Origin of the sequence: Leptobacterium flavescens, from assembly GCF_010671605.1 — a bacterium.
GTDB classification, from domain to species: Bacteria; Bacteroidota; Bacteroidia; order Flavobacteriales; family Flavobacteriaceae; genus Leptobacterium; species Leptobacterium flavescens.
The window spans coordinates 1,223,519-1,240,496 of record NZ_JAABOO010000001.1; the positions used below are offsets into that span (position 1 = coordinate 1,223,519).

At 41.3% G+C, this 16,978-nt stretch carries 19 protein-coding genes; all 19 read right to left on the minus strand.

The window, feature by feature from the left end:
* Positions 1-13 precede the first annotated feature (13 nt).
* The 19 genes from GWK08_RS05360 to GWK08_RS05450 all read right to left on the minus strand — a co-directional run bounded on the left by GWK08_RS05360 (position 14) and on the right by GWK08_RS05450 (position 16,892).
* The gene (locus GWK08_RS05360; protein WP_163605865.1) at positions 14-2,578 is read right to left on the minus strand and encodes a M1 family metallopeptidase; all 2,565 of its coding nucleotides are present in this window, start codon (positions 2,576-2,578) and stop codon (positions 14-16) included.
* 80 nt (positions 2,579-2,658) lie between these two features.
* Positions 2,659-2,979: a thioredoxin gene (trxA, locus tag GWK08_RS05365; RefSeq protein WP_163605866.1), complete on the minus strand. Its 321-nt coding sequence runs from the start codon at positions 2,977-2,979 to the stop codon at positions 2,659-2,661.
* Positions 2,980-3,157: 178 nt separating this feature from the next.
* Positions 3,158-4,111: a hypothetical protein gene (locus tag GWK08_RS05370; RefSeq protein WP_163605867.1), complete on the minus strand. Its 954-nt coding sequence runs from the start codon at positions 4,109-4,111 to the stop codon at positions 3,158-3,160.
* Positions 4,112-4,267: 156 nt separating this feature from the next.
* A complete protein-coding gene (locus GWK08_RS05375) occupies positions 4,268-5,140 on the minus strand; it encodes an ABC transporter ATP-binding protein (protein ID WP_163605868.1) in 873 nt (290 codons plus the stop codon).
* A complete protein-coding gene (gene modB, locus GWK08_RS05380) occupies positions 5,137-5,808 on the minus strand; it encodes a molybdate ABC transporter permease subunit (protein WP_163605869.1) in 672 nt (223 codons plus the stop codon). The genes GWK08_RS05375 and modB overlap by 4 nt, the downstream gene beginning before the upstream one ends.
* The gene (locus GWK08_RS05385) at positions 5,808-6,206 is read right to left on the minus strand and encodes a TOBE domain-containing protein (RefSeq protein WP_163605870.1); all 399 of its coding nucleotides are present in this window, start codon (positions 6,204-6,206) and stop codon (positions 5,808-5,810) included. Before GWK08_RS05385 ends, modB begins: the two co-directional genes overlap by 1 nt.
* The gene (gene modA / locus GWK08_RS05390) at positions 6,203-6,961 is read right to left on the minus strand and encodes a molybdate ABC transporter substrate-binding protein (protein ID WP_163605871.1); all 759 of its coding nucleotides are present in this window, start codon (positions 6,959-6,961) and stop codon (positions 6,203-6,205) included. The genes GWK08_RS05385 and modA overlap by 4 nt, the downstream gene beginning before the upstream one ends.
* A 58-nt stretch (positions 6,962-7,019) precedes the next feature.
* Complete coding sequence (locus GWK08_RS05395) at positions 7,020-7,472, minus strand: GNAT family N-acetyltransferase (RefSeq protein WP_163605872.1); 453 nt, start codon at positions 7,470-7,472, stop codon at positions 7,020-7,022.
* Complete coding sequence (locus GWK08_RS05400) at positions 7,454-7,864, minus strand: HXXEE domain-containing protein (RefSeq protein WP_163605873.1); 411 nt, start codon at positions 7,862-7,864, stop codon at positions 7,454-7,456. Before GWK08_RS05400 ends, GWK08_RS05395 begins: the two co-directional genes overlap by 19 nt.
* 10 nt (positions 7,865-7,874) lie before the next feature.
* Positions 7,875-8,486, minus strand: coding sequence for a hypothetical protein (locus GWK08_RS05405; protein WP_163605874.1), 612 nt, complete (start codon positions 8,484-8,486; stop codon positions 7,875-7,877).
* Positions 8,487-8,618: 132 nt separating this feature from the next.
* Positions 8,619-9,140, minus strand: coding sequence for a hypothetical protein (locus GWK08_RS05410; protein ID WP_163605875.1), 522 nt, complete (start codon positions 9,138-9,140; stop codon positions 8,619-8,621).
* A gap of 72 nt (positions 9,141-9,212) precedes the next feature.
* Complete coding sequence (locus GWK08_RS05415; RefSeq protein ID WP_163605876.1) at positions 9,213-10,022, minus strand: AraC family transcriptional regulator; 810 nt, start codon at positions 10,020-10,022, stop codon at positions 9,213-9,215.
* Positions 10,023-10,025: 3 nt separating this feature from the next.
* Positions 10,026-12,323, minus strand: a complete 2,298-nt coding sequence (locus tag GWK08_RS05420) for an FdhF/YdeP family oxidoreductase (protein WP_163605877.1) — start codon at positions 12,321-12,323, stop codon at positions 10,026-10,028.
* A gap of 16 nt (positions 12,324-12,339) precedes the next feature.
* Complete coding sequence (fdhD, locus tag GWK08_RS05425; RefSeq protein ID WP_163605878.1) at positions 12,340-13,164, minus strand: formate dehydrogenase accessory sulfurtransferase FdhD; 825 nt, start codon at positions 13,162-13,164, stop codon at positions 12,340-12,342.
* Complete coding sequence (locus tag GWK08_RS05430; protein WP_163605879.1) at positions 13,161-13,472, minus strand: hypothetical protein; 312 nt, start codon at positions 13,470-13,472, stop codon at positions 13,161-13,163. The genes fdhD and GWK08_RS05430 overlap by 4 nt, the downstream gene beginning before the upstream one ends.
* 120 nt (positions 13,473-13,592) lie before the next feature.
* On the minus strand, positions 13,593-14,492 hold the full coding sequence (locus GWK08_RS05435) for a PD40 domain-containing protein (RefSeq protein WP_163605880.1): 900 nt from the start codon (positions 14,490-14,492) through the stop codon (positions 13,593-13,595).
* A 69-nt stretch (positions 14,493-14,561) separates the two neighbouring features.
* Entirely contained in the window at positions 14,562-15,578 is a 1,017-nt protein-coding gene (locus GWK08_RS05440) for an alpha/beta hydrolase family protein (protein ID WP_163605881.1), read from the minus strand.
* A gap of 65 nt (positions 15,579-15,643) precedes the next feature.
* Positions 15,644-16,159 (minus strand): zinc ribbon domain-containing protein, encoded by a 516-nt coding sequence (locus GWK08_RS05445; protein ID WP_163605882.1) that lies wholly within the window; start codon positions 16,157-16,159, stop codon positions 15,644-15,646.
* A gap of 22 nt (positions 16,160-16,181) precedes the next feature.
* Complete coding sequence (locus GWK08_RS05450) at positions 16,182-16,892, minus strand: YqjF family protein (protein WP_163605883.1); 711 nt, start codon at positions 16,890-16,892, stop codon at positions 16,182-16,184.
* Positions 16,893-16,978 lie beyond the last annotated feature (86 nt).

Here is a 16,978-nt window from a genome sequence, read left to right on the forward strand (position 1 = left end):
TCCTTCTCTAAATTTAGCTTTTTATTTTTTGTGCCCTGAAAAGCGGGTCGGCCGCCTGCAGTAATTTTGCCTTAAGTACAGGATTGTAATCAGGGTGCCTGTCCAGAAAAGCCCTTACCTCCCGGTATGCGTTCTCAGAACTGAAGGCTCCCACTGTATTGACCAGCCATCGCTTCGGAAAAAAGATATCCCCGGTTAATTGTATCTCCTCCAGCAATTCCAGGCTGGTATTGATGTATTTTTCAGAAGAAGCTGCCCTCAGAGGGTGATTCAGATAACCAAGTGATGTTAACACCCAGGCTTCTTTCTCCCTGTTCTTCGCATCTCTGAGCGATTCAAAGAAAGCGTCTCTCACAGCAGTATCATTAGACAGGGAAGGTCGCAAAAATTCAAAACGCTTTCTCCTGTCGGCATTTTTTATATCATCGGTGGCCTTGTCGAGGATACTCTCCGCTTCCGGATGCCTGTAAATGGCCAAAGAAGCAGCAATCTGACTAAGGTCGTTATTGGAAAGGTTCAATCCTTTTATTTTTTCGTTTTCATTCCAAAGCTTATAGAGTAGTTCCTGCCCTTTTTCATTATACGCCAGGGAACGATACAATCCAAAAACAGTTCTTTTAATGTTTCCTTCTGTATTCTTGTACAATTCATTCCTCAGTTGTGCTTCCAGGTCATCAACCAGTTTATCTCTTTGTTCCGATGAAATATAGGTCCAGAATATGGTTCTCAACTGCCCGACTATTAGCGAGAGTATCAGCTCTTCCTTTTCTGATGACAGACTGTTTCTAAGCACGTTCATCACCTTTATAGGAGCTACTTCCCCATCCAGCATATTCTCATAAAGGTTCAGGTAGCTTTGTGCTCTTGCCACCGGGTCCTGAATAGCCGGAATTGCTTCTATATTATCTTTTTGAAGCGGGAAGATCCCGTATCCTATTCCGTTGTAGTTGAAGATAATATCATCGGGAGTTTTCCATCCTTTTACCTCAGGGATCTCCGTTGATTTTCCTTCTATGTTGGCTTTGGCCGTTCTAATTTCATCCCCGTAAACAAAAGCAATATCAAAAAGCTGTGTCCACAGTTTATCCGATCCGTCCTCTGCCTGCTGGTCTACCCTGAAACTTTCTATAGTTCCGTCACTTGTCTTGAGTTCATAAGTAAACTTTGGCCTTCCCGGTTGATTTACCCATACCTCACTCCATTTTTTCAGATCTGCCGGGGTCCTGGTATCCAGAATGGAGATCAGCTCCGGCCAATCAGCATTATTATTGGCGTAAGTTGAAATATATTCCCGGATCCCGTCCCTGAAATTATCCTCTCCGATAAGGGTTTCCAACTGGCGCATCATAATAGGAGCCTTATTGTAAATGATCCTTCCGTAAAGGGTCCCTGCATTTTTCAGGTTATCCAGGTACTGACGAATGGGAGTTGCTCCTTCGGTCCTGTCTTCACTATAAGCACTCGGATAATGAGCGGTCAGGAATTGTAATTTGTGATTAATATCGGGAAAGGTGGGATTTACGATCTTATCTGCCATAAAGTTGGCGAAAACCTCCTTCATCCACACATCGTTAAACCATTTCATGGTAACCAGGTCGCCGAACCACATATGGGCTGTTTCATGTGCTATTAAACGTGCACGTCCCAGTTTCCGGCTTTCGGTAGCATTTTCATCCAGAAATAAGGAAGACTGACGGTATTGAATGGCGCCCACGTGCTCCATCCCGCCATACTGAAAACCGGGAATAGTTGCAAAGTCCAGTTTCTGAAAAGGGAATTTATAGGCAGTATAATCTTCCAGAAAGGAAAGTGAGCGTTCGTGAATCTTAAATATTTCATCGGTACTGGCTTCCAGCCGCTCTTCATTGTCCTCCCTGTGAAGCAAAGTCATCTCAAAATGTCCCGGATTCTGCGTTACTTCGGTAAAAACCCCTGCGACAAATGAAAAGAGATAGGTACTCATTTTATCGGAAGTATTGAAGTGATATACGGTTTTACCGGCTTCCTGTGTTTTTTCTTTCAGGTTTCCGTTAGCCAGGGTATTCCAGGATTCCGGAACTTTCAGGCTGAGCTCGTATGTGCTTTTCAGGTCGGGTTGATCAAAACAGGGAAAAACGGTACTGGCTCTGTCGGGAACTAATAGAGTGTATAAGAAATCCTCATTGCGGTTAAGCGATAATTCTCCTGCAACAAAATCGATTTCCACCTCATTCGCCCCTTTTTTGAGATTGTCTTCTGCAATGATAATATGCTCATTCCTGTGATCGATCTCTATCTCATTTCCATTTACTCTGATGGCTTTCAGGTGAGAAGCATCCTCATTAAAATCGATGATCAGAGGACGGGAAACTTCATTGATCTCCAGGTTGATAGTTTCCTTTGCGTTGATCTTCTCATTTTTATCTGCCGGGATATCGAACATCAGCCTATAGCGGATATCCGAATAATGTTGTTTTCTGTATTGTGCGATCTCCAGGGGAATACCTTTATCGATCTCCAGTTTTGTTTCTTTCCGGTCTTGTTGGCAGGAGCTTAAAAAAAGAAGCAGGGCAATTATTGAGAAGGAAATTCTTTTCATTGAATTTTTACTTTTGAACTAAAAATAAAAAAGGTCTGACCATCGGCCAAACCTTTAACTATTTATTTAAAAATATCTTCTTAGTTCAATAAAGAATCTAGAGCTTCCGTATAAGTGTTTTTAGGAGCAACACCTACTTGTCTTCCTACTACTTCACCATTTTGGAATACTAATACGGTAGGGATGTTTCTCACTCCGTATTTAGCTGCGAACTCCTGGTTAGCATCTACATCTACTTTCCCAACTACAGCTTTCCCTTCGTATTCTTTACTAATTTCCTCGATAACCGGACCTACCATTCTACAAGGTCCACACCAGGCAGCCCAAAAGTCTACCAATACTGGTTTCTCGCTATTTAAAACTACATTTTCGAACGTAGCATCTGTTATTTCTAATGCCATTGTATTAAATTTAAATTAATTGTTACTCAATTATGCGTGCAAATTTAGTCAAATATTTTTCCAAACCTTACACTAGCGATATTTGTTTTAACTATTTGGCAATTAGAATTGTTTATAAATATCCTTTCCCAAAAACAAGTGACCTTCCCGGGATAGAACATCGGTTTTTCATCAAAAATCAATAATATTTGATTGTTCTCTCTATACGATACCGTGCTTTCCCCTTTATATAAGTGGTCTTGGCTTTCCAATTTCCTTTATCGTCATTAACATATCCGGTCATAGATCTTATGGTCATCCTCCTATCTTCCACCTTTTCATAGAGACTGGTTCTGAGCAGTCTTTTTTTACCAACAATGGTAATGTAGTCATAGATCGTATTTGTTTCTCTTTTAAGCGGGAAATCGGAATATGAATATATGGATAATATCCTCCCGTCGGGATCATAGTTTGTTTCCGATTTTTTCTTTCCCTTACTATCGTACACCGTTTCTTTTCTTTTTACCCCCTTAGAATGATAGCTATATTCGTATCTGCGGCTTTCCTCTTTATTAGCGTGATCTATAAATTCTGTTTTATCTCCCTGTTTGTTGTACTGATATGTTTTTTCTACTGAAGCTTTTCTCCCTTCTTTATAGGTACGGCTCACTTCCAGCAGATTATCTTTTTTGTCGTATTTGTAGAATTCGGTAAAGAAAACAGGGCCACCATCCTTTGTGTAATATACCTTATACTCTGTTCTGTTTCCTCTCCGGTCATATTTAAAATGATGCTCCTGCTCTACGTTTCCATCCTTATTTATCCATTTGATCCTGGTATTATTTTGCGCATCATCATAGGTGTACTCATATTTTCCTATAAAACTCTGATCCGGATTATAAAATTTTATCTCCGTGTAATTTCCCGCCTCGTTAAAACTAATAAAGGAATCAGTCCGGTTTGCGTATTCGCTTTTCCGTTCAATTTTAATCACTTCATCTCCTTCTTTCCTGACCTTATAGGAAATCTCTTCAACAGATTTCACTTTGCCTTTGAGGCCATCTTTTTCCAGGTGATTTTTGTATTCTTTTGTGTCTGCAGAACTACTCAGGACGAGTATGGCGAATAATCCAAGTATTATTTTGAAATTCATATTTTCAGCATTTATTTATTGTCTGGTTTGGAAACGGATACTTTAAATCTCCGATGCAATTATTTAAAGTATTCAACTAAAAATAGAAAAAAAATACAACTTACTGTTATACTGTGCAGTACACCGGTATCATACTCGTATTATCTATAAAAACACTTAAGGGAGTTTTCTGATGATAGGATTAAATGCCTTTGAAGCCACAAGGACTTTATCCCCTATCTGAAGTTTTTTCACTTCATCTTCATCGGCTACTACTTTTACGAGGTCTTTTCCTATCAGAATAGAAATAATAAAGATAAAATCCTGCTTTTGTATCCCGATCACTTCTCCGCTAAACTGGAATTTCCCGCTTACATCTTTAGACAGCAGTATTTTATCGGGTTTTCCATCTTTAACTATATTTCCTTCTTCCAGAATGAGCATTCTGTCGGACATTTTCAGGATCTCGGAAACATCGTGGCTAACCAGAATAGTGGTCAGTTCGTATTCCCTGTGCAGTCTGAGGATATAATCCTGTAAACTTATACGCATTTCCGTGTCGAGAGCTGATAAAGGTTCATCCAGCATTAATAGTTGCGGCCTTTGTACCAGGGCTCTTGCCAATGCCACTCTTTGTTGTTGCCCTCCCGAAAGGGTCTGAGGTTTCCGGTTCTCCAGGTTCCCCAATTCCACTAACTCTATAAGCTCATCAACTACAGACTTATCCTTCTTCCCTAAAGCAAACAGCAGGTTTTCTTTGACGGTCATATTGGGGAATAAAGCGTAATCCTGAAAAACAAAGCCTATATTTCTCTTTTGAGGAGGGAGATTAATTCCGTTGTTTGTATCCAGCCACAAGGTTCCGTTCATTGCAATACGGCCTTCATCCGGTAAGAGCAGTCCGGCCAGCATTCTGAGAACAGAAGTTTTTCCTGCACCCGATTTTCCGTAGAGGGTTACAAACTCTCCTTTTTCCAGCTTAAACCCGGTATTGAGCTTCATTTCTCCGTTAGCGGACATGAGTTTTTTATGTAGGGAAACCTCTATCATTTCCAGAAACGTTTTAAATATCCGCCATTAACCAGATATACCACTAAAAGAATAGTAAATGTAAGTGCAAAAAGGATCATGGAATAACTGTTCGCAGCTCCGTAATTCAGAGCTTCCACCTCATCATAAATTGCTATGGATGCTACTTTGGTCTCTCCCGGAATATTTCCTCCGATCATAAGCACTACCCCGAATTCTCCTATCGTATGGGCAAATGCCAATACTATTCCGGTAAGCAATGAAGGTCTGATATTAGGAAGTAATACTTTAAAGAGTGTTGTTATCCTTGACTTTCCCAAAACATAGGATGCTTCCCTTAGATTCGGTGAAAGATTTGCAAGACCCGACTGGATGGGATGTACCATAAAAGGCAGACTGTAGATCATAGATGCCAGTACCAGGCCTTCGAAAGAGAAAACCATTTGCAGGCCAAACCATTCGTTCAGCCATCTACCAAAGTCATTGGAAGGGCTAAAAGCAACCAGCAGGTAAAAACCCAATACGGTGGGAGGAAGTACCAGGGGCATACTTACCAGGGTCTCAAACACCGGTTTTAAACGCCATTTGGAATAAGCAAGCCAATATGCCAGGGGAATGGAAACGATAAATAATAACACCGTGGTTATCAATGCCAGTTTTAGAGTTAATATGATAGGCCCCCAATCCATTATTCCGACAGCATTATTTCATTGGTTTTGATCATGGCCGTAACTTCAGAGCCGGTTTCCAGGCCCAGCTGGTTTACTGCATTGGTCGTAATGATCGAAGTAATTTTCCCCGCTTCGGTATCCACCACTAATCTGGAAAGCAGGTCGCCTTTTTCTATAAACCCTATCGTTCCCGGGAGCTTATTCTGTAAACTGATATGATTTTCTTTTCCCTTTCCGATAATAACTTCTGTTTCTTTAAAAATAAGCTGGATCTTGCTTCCGGGAGTAAGATACGCAGCTGTCTGAGGGGTATCTATCACAATTGCCGAGAGGGTTATCCCCTCCACATCTACATATACCAGCGACAGGCTGTCTTTAACACTGAGGTTTTTTATTTCTCCTTTTAAGATATTCATTTTGCGATTGCCGTATAGCCGAATTGCCTTAAAATTTCCCGGCCTTTATCCGAAAAGAGGAAATTATAAAATTTTTGTGCCTCCTCAAACATATTCCTGTTGTTTTTGAGGATCACCACTCCCTGCGTAATGGGGGTATGGATATTAGGATCTATTGCCACCCATCTCCCCCTGGCTTTCATTCCGGGGGACAGAACTACGGATTTTGAGGTAAAGCCTGCTTCGGCAGCACTCGAAACTACAAACTGGTTAGTTTGGGAAATACTTTCTCCGAAAACCAGTTTCTCTTCCACTGCCTCATAGATCCCGTTATAGCGGAGCACTTCTATCGCTGCATTTCCATAAGGTGCTGTTTTAGGATTGGCAAGGGCAATATGCTTTATTTCATTTCCGGTAAGTTTTTCTATGGAAACATCTGTGCTGTCAATTATACTCCACAATACCAGTCTTCCGTAAGCATAGGCCTCAGGGGCTGCTTCGGTTAATCCTTCATCAAAAAGCTCGGTCGGGTACTTCATATCTGCGGAAACAAAAACATCAAAAGGGGCTCCTTCCCGGATCTGGGCACTTAATTTACCTGATGAACTTACGACTGCATCACAGGCAACTCCCGATTGTTCTTCAAAAGAAGTTATCAGTTCTTTCATTACAAACTGCATATTTGCAGCAGTTGCAATGGTAAGTTTCTCGGGTTCTGTTTTTTTACATCCGAAGATCGTTATAAGGAGAATGATCTGAAGTATTGTCTTTTTCATCTGTTGAGGATCGGGTTGCTAAAAGTAAGGAATTTTAACCTAAAAGACCGGGTCTGCCCTATTCTATCAGCACTCCTATATCATCCCATACCAGCCAGTGTTCGCTGAGTTTTCTTGCGCGGTTTTGTTTGTAGAAATTTTGTGCTTTTTCATCATCGGGGTCTGCATCAACACATATTTTACGGGCTTGCTGCCCGACAAACCATTTGGTAAGTACTTTAAGGAGTTCCGAAGCTATGCCCTTTCTCTGATAAGTCGGATGCACATTGATCCACTGTAATTCTCCATCACAATTAAAACGACTGCTCAGATGTCCTGCAATAAAACCGATTATCTTTTCATTGTCGGAGGCCACATACAGTACTCTTGGCGGGAGGGCGTACTGAGGGTTACGTTCCCCACCGATATAACCGGAAATACGATTGGTCCAGTATTCTCTGGTACCCCAGTCCATCGATCGTAACTTAGCCAGGTCGGGGATATCACTTGTATTTACTTCTCTGTATTCCATAGTTTTACGGTTTTTTTGTATGTATACCTTAAATAAACGGCTGCAATTAAAAGGAAAGGAGCCGTCCATAGTCCGGGAATATAATTTTTCTCATAGAAAGACCACAGAAGGTGCCCAAGGCCGTTTACGATTTCCAGAACTATCCAGAACCAAATAAAAAAGGGAGCAAAACGATGATTCGTACGAACAATGAACAACCAGCAGAAAATACCAAAGACAAAGAGCCCGACATTAATTACCAAAAAGCCGGTTTCGATATCGGAGGAGATAAGTCCGCTTAAATATTCGGCTGGAGCAGAGACTTCCCATAATTTACCTATATATTCTTCAGTCGAATGTAATGCCTGGACCAGAACAAGTATTAAAAAACGGATTTTCACTCTCGGTTCCATATCTTATGCGTTAAGATTGATTAAAATCGACCGGAGAATTACAGTTCCTTATTTTTAAAAAACCTCTTCTGCTAAAATACTTCCTGAGTTTTTCAAATTCATTTGTACTGTAAGAATCAATATGTAAAGATCCGTGTTTACAAAGGGAGATAACGGTATCCGACTGGGTGTAACCCATTAAAAAACCAGGTAAGCTGGCATTGCACCGGATCAGCCAGAATAAATGGGGAATAAATTCTATAAGTTCTTTCCCCTTCAGTTCAAATCCACCGTTAAAAGTAGCGTCAATACGTTTTTTAAGATAGTTCAAAGCCTTTTGCACAGCCTTGTGATCATTCTCCTGATATAACCAGGGTGTGGGCCAGTCTCCCAGGACCAGTAAACTTTCCTGTCTGAAGAATTTTCTAAGCCCTTCCAGGCCCAGTGCCAGGTCCAGGAGATATTTCTTTGGTGTTTTCTTAGACGGAATAAGAGTGATCTTCCCGTGATATTCGATATTCAGGTGAGGTGAAAACGGATTTACATCTTTCATCTCCTCAAAATGCTTCAGCTCCTCTTCTTCCGAAGGACGGTATTTGCTTTGCTGAGCACCTATAAGATGTTCTGTAAAAACCTGATTCATTTTTAATATTTCAGCACGGGACCTTATCATATCAAAAGACATTACCACTTAACATTCTGCTATTAAAAATAACAAATTATTTGCAGTAAATCAGGCATTTACACTTCTAAAGCTTCAATATTCTCCCGAAAATTATCTCACTCTGTGCCAATGGTTTTTTAAGAACGGTTTATAATTCTCTCCATCGAAGGCTATCTCAAAAGTTTCTATAAATTCATCTCCGGAGATCTTATTTATGGTAGATCTGGCCTTCCAGTTTCCGGGATTATTCTCTATCTCACGGGTAATAAAAACCAGTTTTTCAGAGGAGGAGAGCTTTCTGTCAAGTTCATACACATTGGTAAATCCTTCTACATGAAATTCTCTCAATACGATGGCAGAAGTATTGGAATTATAGCTGAAAATCCCAACATTCCTGTGTACTTCTCCAATGGGTTTCTGTTCTGATATCGGGAAGGAAGACTGATTTTTAAGAAAGATATAATGGTCGTTCAGATCGTATTCATAGGTTCTGAATCCGATACCGTCTCCTGCAACTCCGCTTTCCACTCCCTGCCATTTTCCGATAAGGAAATTGAGTTCTTTAAAATGTTCCTGACTAAAAACAGATACGGAGGAAAGGGCAAGGAGACTAATAAATACTAGCTTTTTCATTTGTTTAAATTTTAGGTTCAAAGCAAATTAAAGCTTTTGTATTTCCGATAGCTTGTAAAAAATAGACAGTTTTCAGAAATCGGCAAAGCTGATATTCTTCTGCCTGAAATATTCTTTCGGTGTTAATCCGGAGAACTCTTTAAACTCCTTATTAAAATGAGCCTGATCGTAATAGCCCATATCATATGCAAGCTGTGTCATTGTTTTATTCTCATACTCCCCTATATGGTGACAGAGGTGTAAAAAGCGGGTGGTCCTTGAAAAAACTTTGGGGCTCACACCTATGGAAGAAACAAAATATCGCTCCAGTTGTTTATAGGAAAGTCCGGTTTGTTTACAGATGTCATCTATCGGCAGTGATCCTCTGGTATCCCGGATAAGCTTTATGGTATCGGTAATCAGGTCTGAGTTTTTTTTGGTTTTTTGCCCGTTAAGTTTCCCCATCAGGAATTCTTCCACTCTGTTTACTTTTTCCCGGTCATCCAGATTGGTAAGAACCCCCAGATCTTTCTGATAACCTCCTTCCCATAGCTCTCCGGCATCGGTAAGGTCGTCAATAAAACTTTTGATCGGTTTTTTAAAAAAATGGTGAGCTCCCCACGGATAAAAACGAACAGAGATAAAACCAATCTCTCCATCGGATTCTATTTCTATAAACTTGCTCATTTGTGAAATAGCAAATCCATCCGGTTGTTTGAGCTTTCGTCCGTCTGCAAAATAATTGATAAAAGGGTCTTTGTAATGAAACACCAGTTCTACAATTCCATCGGGAAGTATCTTTTCTTTCGGATACACCTCTTTCGGGGATTCCGATTCCATGATCCAGATAAGCTGAATATAATCTGAAAGCGGTGCCGAAGGTGTAAATTCCTGGTATTTCATTATTTATCCGTGTTTTTTTATTCTGATCACTACCGACTTGGATGTGGGGGTGTGGCTCTTATCGGCTATACTTTTTATAGGCACCAGGATATTGGCTTCCGGGAAATAGGTAGCCGTGCATTGCTGCGGAATATTATAGGCCACTATAATAAACTTCCGGGCTATACGCTCCGTTCCTCCAAAGTCATTAATGAGATCTACAAGCTCTCCTTCTTCAAATCCGTGTTGCCTGATGTCTTCAGGATTTATCAGGATCACCCTGCGTTCGTTATAGATACCCCGGTATCTGTCATCCAATCCGTAGATAGTTGTATTAAACTGATCGTGACTGCGGATGGTCATCATCATAAACTCATTATCCTTTAAGGGGTGTTTATTCGCATGGGAAACGCTAAAACCGGCTTTCCCGCTTGCGGTACGATAATCATTATCTCTAGCGCCGTTGGGAAGGTAAAAGCCTGCCGGCTGTCTGGCTCTTTTGTTATAATCTTCAAATCCCGGAATGCAGGCTTCAATATCATCCCTGATCCGGTCGTAATGCTGCATGTATTTATCCCAGTCAGTTTTGGTATCTTTTAAAACCGCTTTGGCCATCCGGCAAACAATAAGAGGTTCGCTAATCAGTTTTTCCGATATGGGGTCCAGGCTTCCCCTGGACTGATGTACCACTCCCATAGAATTCTCTACGGTAACAAACTGGAGTTCTTCACCGACCATATCCTTGTCCGTACGTGCCAGACAGGGAAGGATCAGTGCCTGTTTTCCGTGTACAAGATGAGAACGGTTGAGTTTGGTGGAAACATGTACGGTGAGGTTACAATTCTGTAAAGCCTGTGCCGTATAATAAGTGTCAGGAGAGGCCGAAAGGAAATTCCCTCCCATGGCAATAAACACCCTTGCCCTTCCTTCATACATAGCTTCTATACTCTCTACCGTATTATATCCTTTTTTGCGTGGCGGACTGAACTGAAACCTGTTCTCCAGGGCATCCAGGAGTGTTTCGGGAGGTTTTTCATAGATCCCCATGGTACGATCGCCCTGAACATTACTGTGTCCGCGAACCGGACAGGTTCCTGCTCCGGGTTTTCCGATACTTCCCTTAAGAAGCAACAGGTTAACGATCTCTTTAATGGTATTTACCGCATTTTTATGTTGGGTAAGTCCCATTGCCCAGCAGGCGATGATCTTTTTCCTGGTGCATAATATTTCGGCAACTTCCTTTAATTGTTCCAGGGGGATGCCACAAATATCGATCAGTTCATTCAGGTCCAGCTTACGGATATGGTTCAGGTAATCTTCAACTCCCTGTGTTTTTTCATTTATAAACTCATTATCCAGTACTGATCCCGGTTTTCTGTCCTCTTCTTCCAGCATCAGTTTAACCAGTGCCTGCAGCAGGGCCATATCGCCATCGAGTTTAAGCTGCAGGTATATGTCGGTGAGTTTCGTTTTTATTCCGAGGGCGCCTTTTACTTCCTGCGGATTGCTGAAATTAAGCAGGCCGGCTTCCATAATAGGGTTGACAGAAATAATAACAGCTCCGTTCTTTTTAGCTTTTTTAAGGGCACTCAGCATTCGGGGGTGATTGGTTCCCGGGTTCTGCCCCATGATGAGGATGACTTCCGTCTGATAAAAATCCTCCAGTTTTACAGAGCCCTTCCCTATCCCCAGTGTTTCACTCAGGGCCACTCCGCTGCTCTCATGGCACATATTACTGCAATCCGGAAGATTGTTGGTCCCGAATTCGCGTACAAAGAGCTGATAGAGAAAAGCCGCTTCGTTACTCGTCCTTCCCGAAGTATAAAATACTGCTTCGTCCGGGCTCTCCAGGCTATTGAGTTCTGTTGAGATAAGCTGAAAAGCATCCGGCCAGGATATTTCTCTGTAAAAATCGCTTCCCTCCTCCAGGTACATGGGTTGGGCAATGCGTCCTTTCTTCCCGATCTCATAATCGGAAAGCTCCGAAAGGGAGGAAACGGAATTCTGCGTAAAAAACTCAGGGTCCAGTCTTTTGTTAGTAGCTTCTTCAGCAATGGCTTTGACCCCGTTTTCACAGTACTCTGCAATTTTACTGCGTTCGTCATCCGGGTCCGGCCAGGCACAACCGGGACAGTCGATCCCTCCCTTCTGATTGAGGTTTGCAAGGATCTTCAGGCCCTTTCGCAATCCGGTCTCACTCATTATATGTTTAAGCGATGAAGTTACTGCCGGCATTCCGGCAGCTACGTCCTTGGGTTTTGAAGTTTTTAAACCTGTGAATTTTTCCGGGGTTCCGGCTTGTATATCTTTCTTTTCTGCCATAAAACAGCTAAAGTCTTTATAGTTCTATCCTATTTGCTCCCTGGTAGATATTAAAGCGTTCTCCGCTTAAAAAGCCTATCAGGGTCATATTAAATTCCCCGGCCAGTTCTACAGCCAGGCTGGAGGGGGCACCTACGGCCATTACAAAGGAAATTCCTGCCATCGCTGCCTTTTGTATCAGTTCAAAACTGGCACGACCGCTTAAAAGGAGCAGGTGTTTGTTTAAAGGTAAACGATCTTCCTGAAATGCGGCTCCAATAAGCTTATCCAATGCATTGTGACGCCCGACATCTTCTCTGAGTTCCAACAATTTTCCTTCGAGGTTGAAAAGCGCTGCTGCGTGCAGGCCACCGGTCGATTCGAACACGGCCTGCTCTTCCCGCAGGCGGGCGGGAAGGGTTTGCAAAAGCTTTGCGGGCACCTTAAAGTCTGTTTGCTGAGGATCCAGACGGCGTACGGTCCTGACTGAATCTATACTGGCCTTGCCGCAAACCCCGCAGCTGCTACTGGTATAAAAATGCCGTTCCAATTTGGTCAGATCTGCGGATGTATTATTCTTAAGTATCACATCGGCAGTATTTCCGTGATGATCTACCATAAAAACCTCATCGGGAGCAGTAATTATTCCCTCGGTAAACAAAAATCCCAGAGCCAGTTCTGCATCATTTCCGGGCGTCCGCATGGTAATGGAGATATTTTTTCCGATCAGCGGTGGTTTTGCCGAAGGAATACTCATACTTATTTCCAGCGGCTCTTCAACGGCAAGTGTATCATTTGTTTCGGTCGACTCCGTCCCGCTAACCTTAATTATATTTTCGGTAGTTACCGATATTGATTTCATACTTTCTTTTTGAGTTCATCATAGCAACGAAAACAGATAATTCTTCTATCAATTTTATCGTATCTCTTTGAAATTTCGTCTTCAATTACATCTATGTCATCAGGAAGATCATTTAGCAAATTATCTATTTTAAGATCTCTAATTCCTTCCAAATCCAGGTTCTCAAAACAGTTCTTACATATTTTAACCGATAGCACAGGAAAGTCATACATTTCGGAAATAATACCTTTTTCATATTCTGCATAAATGTGCTTACAAACTTCCAAAAAACTTTGTTCTCCATGCACATCACATTGAACAACTCCCATTATTTATCTTTTAAAATACATTCTACTGCAATCTATCAATTTTATCGTATCTCTTCTTGACCCTTTAATACTTAAAAGTAGGGAAATTTTGCTTACGCTAATCCTAATAAATCACAAAGCTTATTTTATTTTATCGAGCAGGGTTTTAAGGTTTACTTTGTATATGTCTCCCGGGGGGCGAACCCCTTCTTTTTGGGGTGGAACAACTCCCGGGCGTTCGGAAGTAAAGTAGAGGGTTTTATCGTCCTTACTGAGTCCGGGGGCAAAATCAGCAAAAGGAGAATTCACGTTGGGCCCCAGGTTTTTCAGTTCCGACCATTTGCCGTTCCTGTTAAAGCTGATAAAGAGGTCTGGGCTTCCATTTCCTTCTGGATCCCGTACTGCCACGATCATAAAACTCTCATCGGAAGCAATCCCCGGATTACTGGCATAAATGGGCTTGCCTCTTAATCGTAAAGTGATCTTTTCGGCTTGCTGATAATCACCGTCTTTAAACCTGCTGACCATAATGGTCCTCTCTCCACTCCTTTCGGAAACAAAATAAGCATTCCTGTTTTTTGCCATGCTTACAAAGATCTCGGTAGAATCTGAATTCATCGGTACTCCCGGATTAATGGGCTCGGACCATTTGCCATTTACCTTCTCTACATACCAGGTATCGAAGTCCTTTTTTTCTTCTCCTTCTTTTAAGGGCCTGGTAGAACTGAAATACAACCGCTTTCCGTCATGGGTAAGAAAGGGATCGACATCTCTGTGCTCTTCGGTGGAAAAAGGAAGAGCTTCGGCCTCCGTCCATTTCCCGTCTTTAAATTCGGTATACATGAGCTGCATTTGCGACCGGTCCGGACTGGTTCGGTTAAAATACATTTGCTTTTGATCTGAAGAAACGGAAGTTGCAAACTCAGGAGCATCCAGGGAGATACTGCCTTCTCCCACAATTTGAGCCTCCATAGGCTCATCGGCCGTGCTTTTACAGGAAATTATGCAAAACACGGTCATTAAGAATATAAAATTCTTCATAACTTGGTTTATTGGTGGTGTTCAGGTAAAAATTAAGAAATAGTGCTTATATAAAGTATTAATGAAATGTTATTTCTCCGTCCATTCCATAAATTCCTTAAAGATCCTTTTCCAGTGCTTTATCTTTTCCCCATTCTTCTGTTCGGTATAAGAGTGGTCGCATTCCATACATACTTCAAAGGTCAGGTTCTTTTTTCTTTTCTGAAGGAATTGTACGGGAAGTAAATAGGCTGTCTCTATAGGTGTGCTTTCATCTTTTGTAGCAAATAAAGCATAAATAGGGATCTCCAGTTTTAGCAGGTCCTCTATCGGTGGTTGTTCATAGGAAGACCATCGTTTATTAGTGAAACCGAAATGATCCAATTCCGTAGAATTAGGATCCTCAATAACCGATTTATACCACTCTATAATTCCCATGATATTCGCATGAGCCGAAGCATCTGTCTGTTTCCCCTTCAGGGCTTCAATGCGGTTAAAAAGGGAGAACTCGTAAAAATTGTTCAACACATTACCCGACCAGAACCCTAAATGAGTGATACTTTTATTCTTATTGGCGAGTGCCGCTGCTATCGGGCCTCCTTCGGAATGTCCATAAACGATAATTTTTTCCGGCCCCTGAAGGTGATGTTTTTTGATATGTTCGATGGAATAATGCAGTTGATTTACTCTGTATTCTCTATAGTTTCTCCTGTGATATTCCTGCGGAACTTCAAATCCGTCTTCATTGAAGATCCCTTCAATCCCGGGCTTAGGAATAATAGCGTAAGCGTATCCGTCATCCAAAGCCTTATAATCATCATTAAACCATCTGTAGATAACCGGTTTTCCCTCTTTAATTTTATATGAAAAAATTGGATTAGGGTCGGTACCCTGAATAAAAACCACCAATTTGGATGGTTTTTTCTCATAGGACCTCAGGTAATATACAATCGTATCCTTGCCGTGAATAAGCTGTTCCTGAAGAAAACCGTATTTACTCAGGGCATCTTCAATGGTAGGAGCAAATCCGGATCTGTTATTGTTATTTTGCTGTGAAAAGCCTGATAAAGAAATAAATAAAGCGAAGAGGAGTAGGAATTGTTTCATGAAGTTAAAACGATTAACGGGGGTTTTTGTTACAGCGTGTTTGAGGTGTATTCTTAAATTCTGTCTTATAAAAACTTCAGTCCGCAATCAGGGCATTCTTTATTCTCTGCAGTAACTTTAGCTTTACATGCCGGGCATTCGCTTAAAACTTCAATGATATTAGGATCGGCTTCAATATTTCTGCTTATTTCTACTCCACTTTCCAGAATAAACCGCTCCGGTTTGGCCTCTCTGAATCTTGTCTCGTTTTTCCCAAAAAAAGAAGAGCGATTCCGCAGCCAGAATTGCTTCAGATTATTATCAGAATCCTTCACGATAAATGTGTAATGAACTAATAAAGAAAACGGGAGAGCCATTTCAGGGAAAAAACTATTTCTGGTTCCAAAAGGATTATCCTTCCAGTCTTCCGGCACAGGATTACGTACCTCTATCAATACAAGCTTCTCATTATGAATAAACTCATTTATCTCACTTAGATAGCTTTTATAAAAATAGTAATTGCGCCTGAAAACTTTGTAATTGAAGAATATCGTCGAAAAAAGGATTCCAAAAACAAACATTCCTATTAAAAATTGATCCATTGATATTATCGTTTATTTATATTCAAACAATACTACTCTTATTCTCAACCGTTATTTCAGAGCCTTCAGCCAGCATTACCGAAACAGGTTGCAGTTTATTGAGAAAACCGAATTGACTTCCATAGGTCTTTTCAAAATCCACCGAAATTTTACAGTCCTTCACTTCATATTGCTGCCATCTGGGATGAGTAACTTCGTATTCGTAGCTCTTTTTATTGTTTATTCTGGTATATCCCCAATAGTGTTCTGTAATAAATTCGGCTTCACTGCCCTGAAGGATCTCCGTGGGCTCTCTGGACGCTTCCACCTTAAAGGAATTCCATATTCCGGCGGTTTTCCATTGGTATTCCACAGTTCTCAGTTCTTCTTTTTCCTCCCATACATGATCCATTTCCAAAGTCTGATAGTGTTCTTTATACACCGAATTAGCAATAAAGGTCAGGGCCGGTTTGGGTACGATCTCTTTTATAAAAACCACTCCCCTCCTGTCTTCACCTCCTAAAGGACGCTTTACATAAAACCTGAGGTTGACCTCCTCAAAATTCACATGACCAGGGAATTTGAGTCCAAGCAACTTAGTATTTACAAACATAAAGCCCACCAGACTCAGGTAACATCTGCCGTTCCATAGGTCGAGTTCCGTTCCGAAAGGGATATAATCGGAAAGAAGAGATGCATCGATCTCATAATTGGCAATGGCCAGTTTTCTCCATTCTGCTTTTAGGAAGCTCATATTGGTTTAGTCAGAAACACGTTCGATTGCATTCACAATCCGTTTGTTGAACTAAAGATAAGTATTTGAAGGTGGTTCAGAAAGAC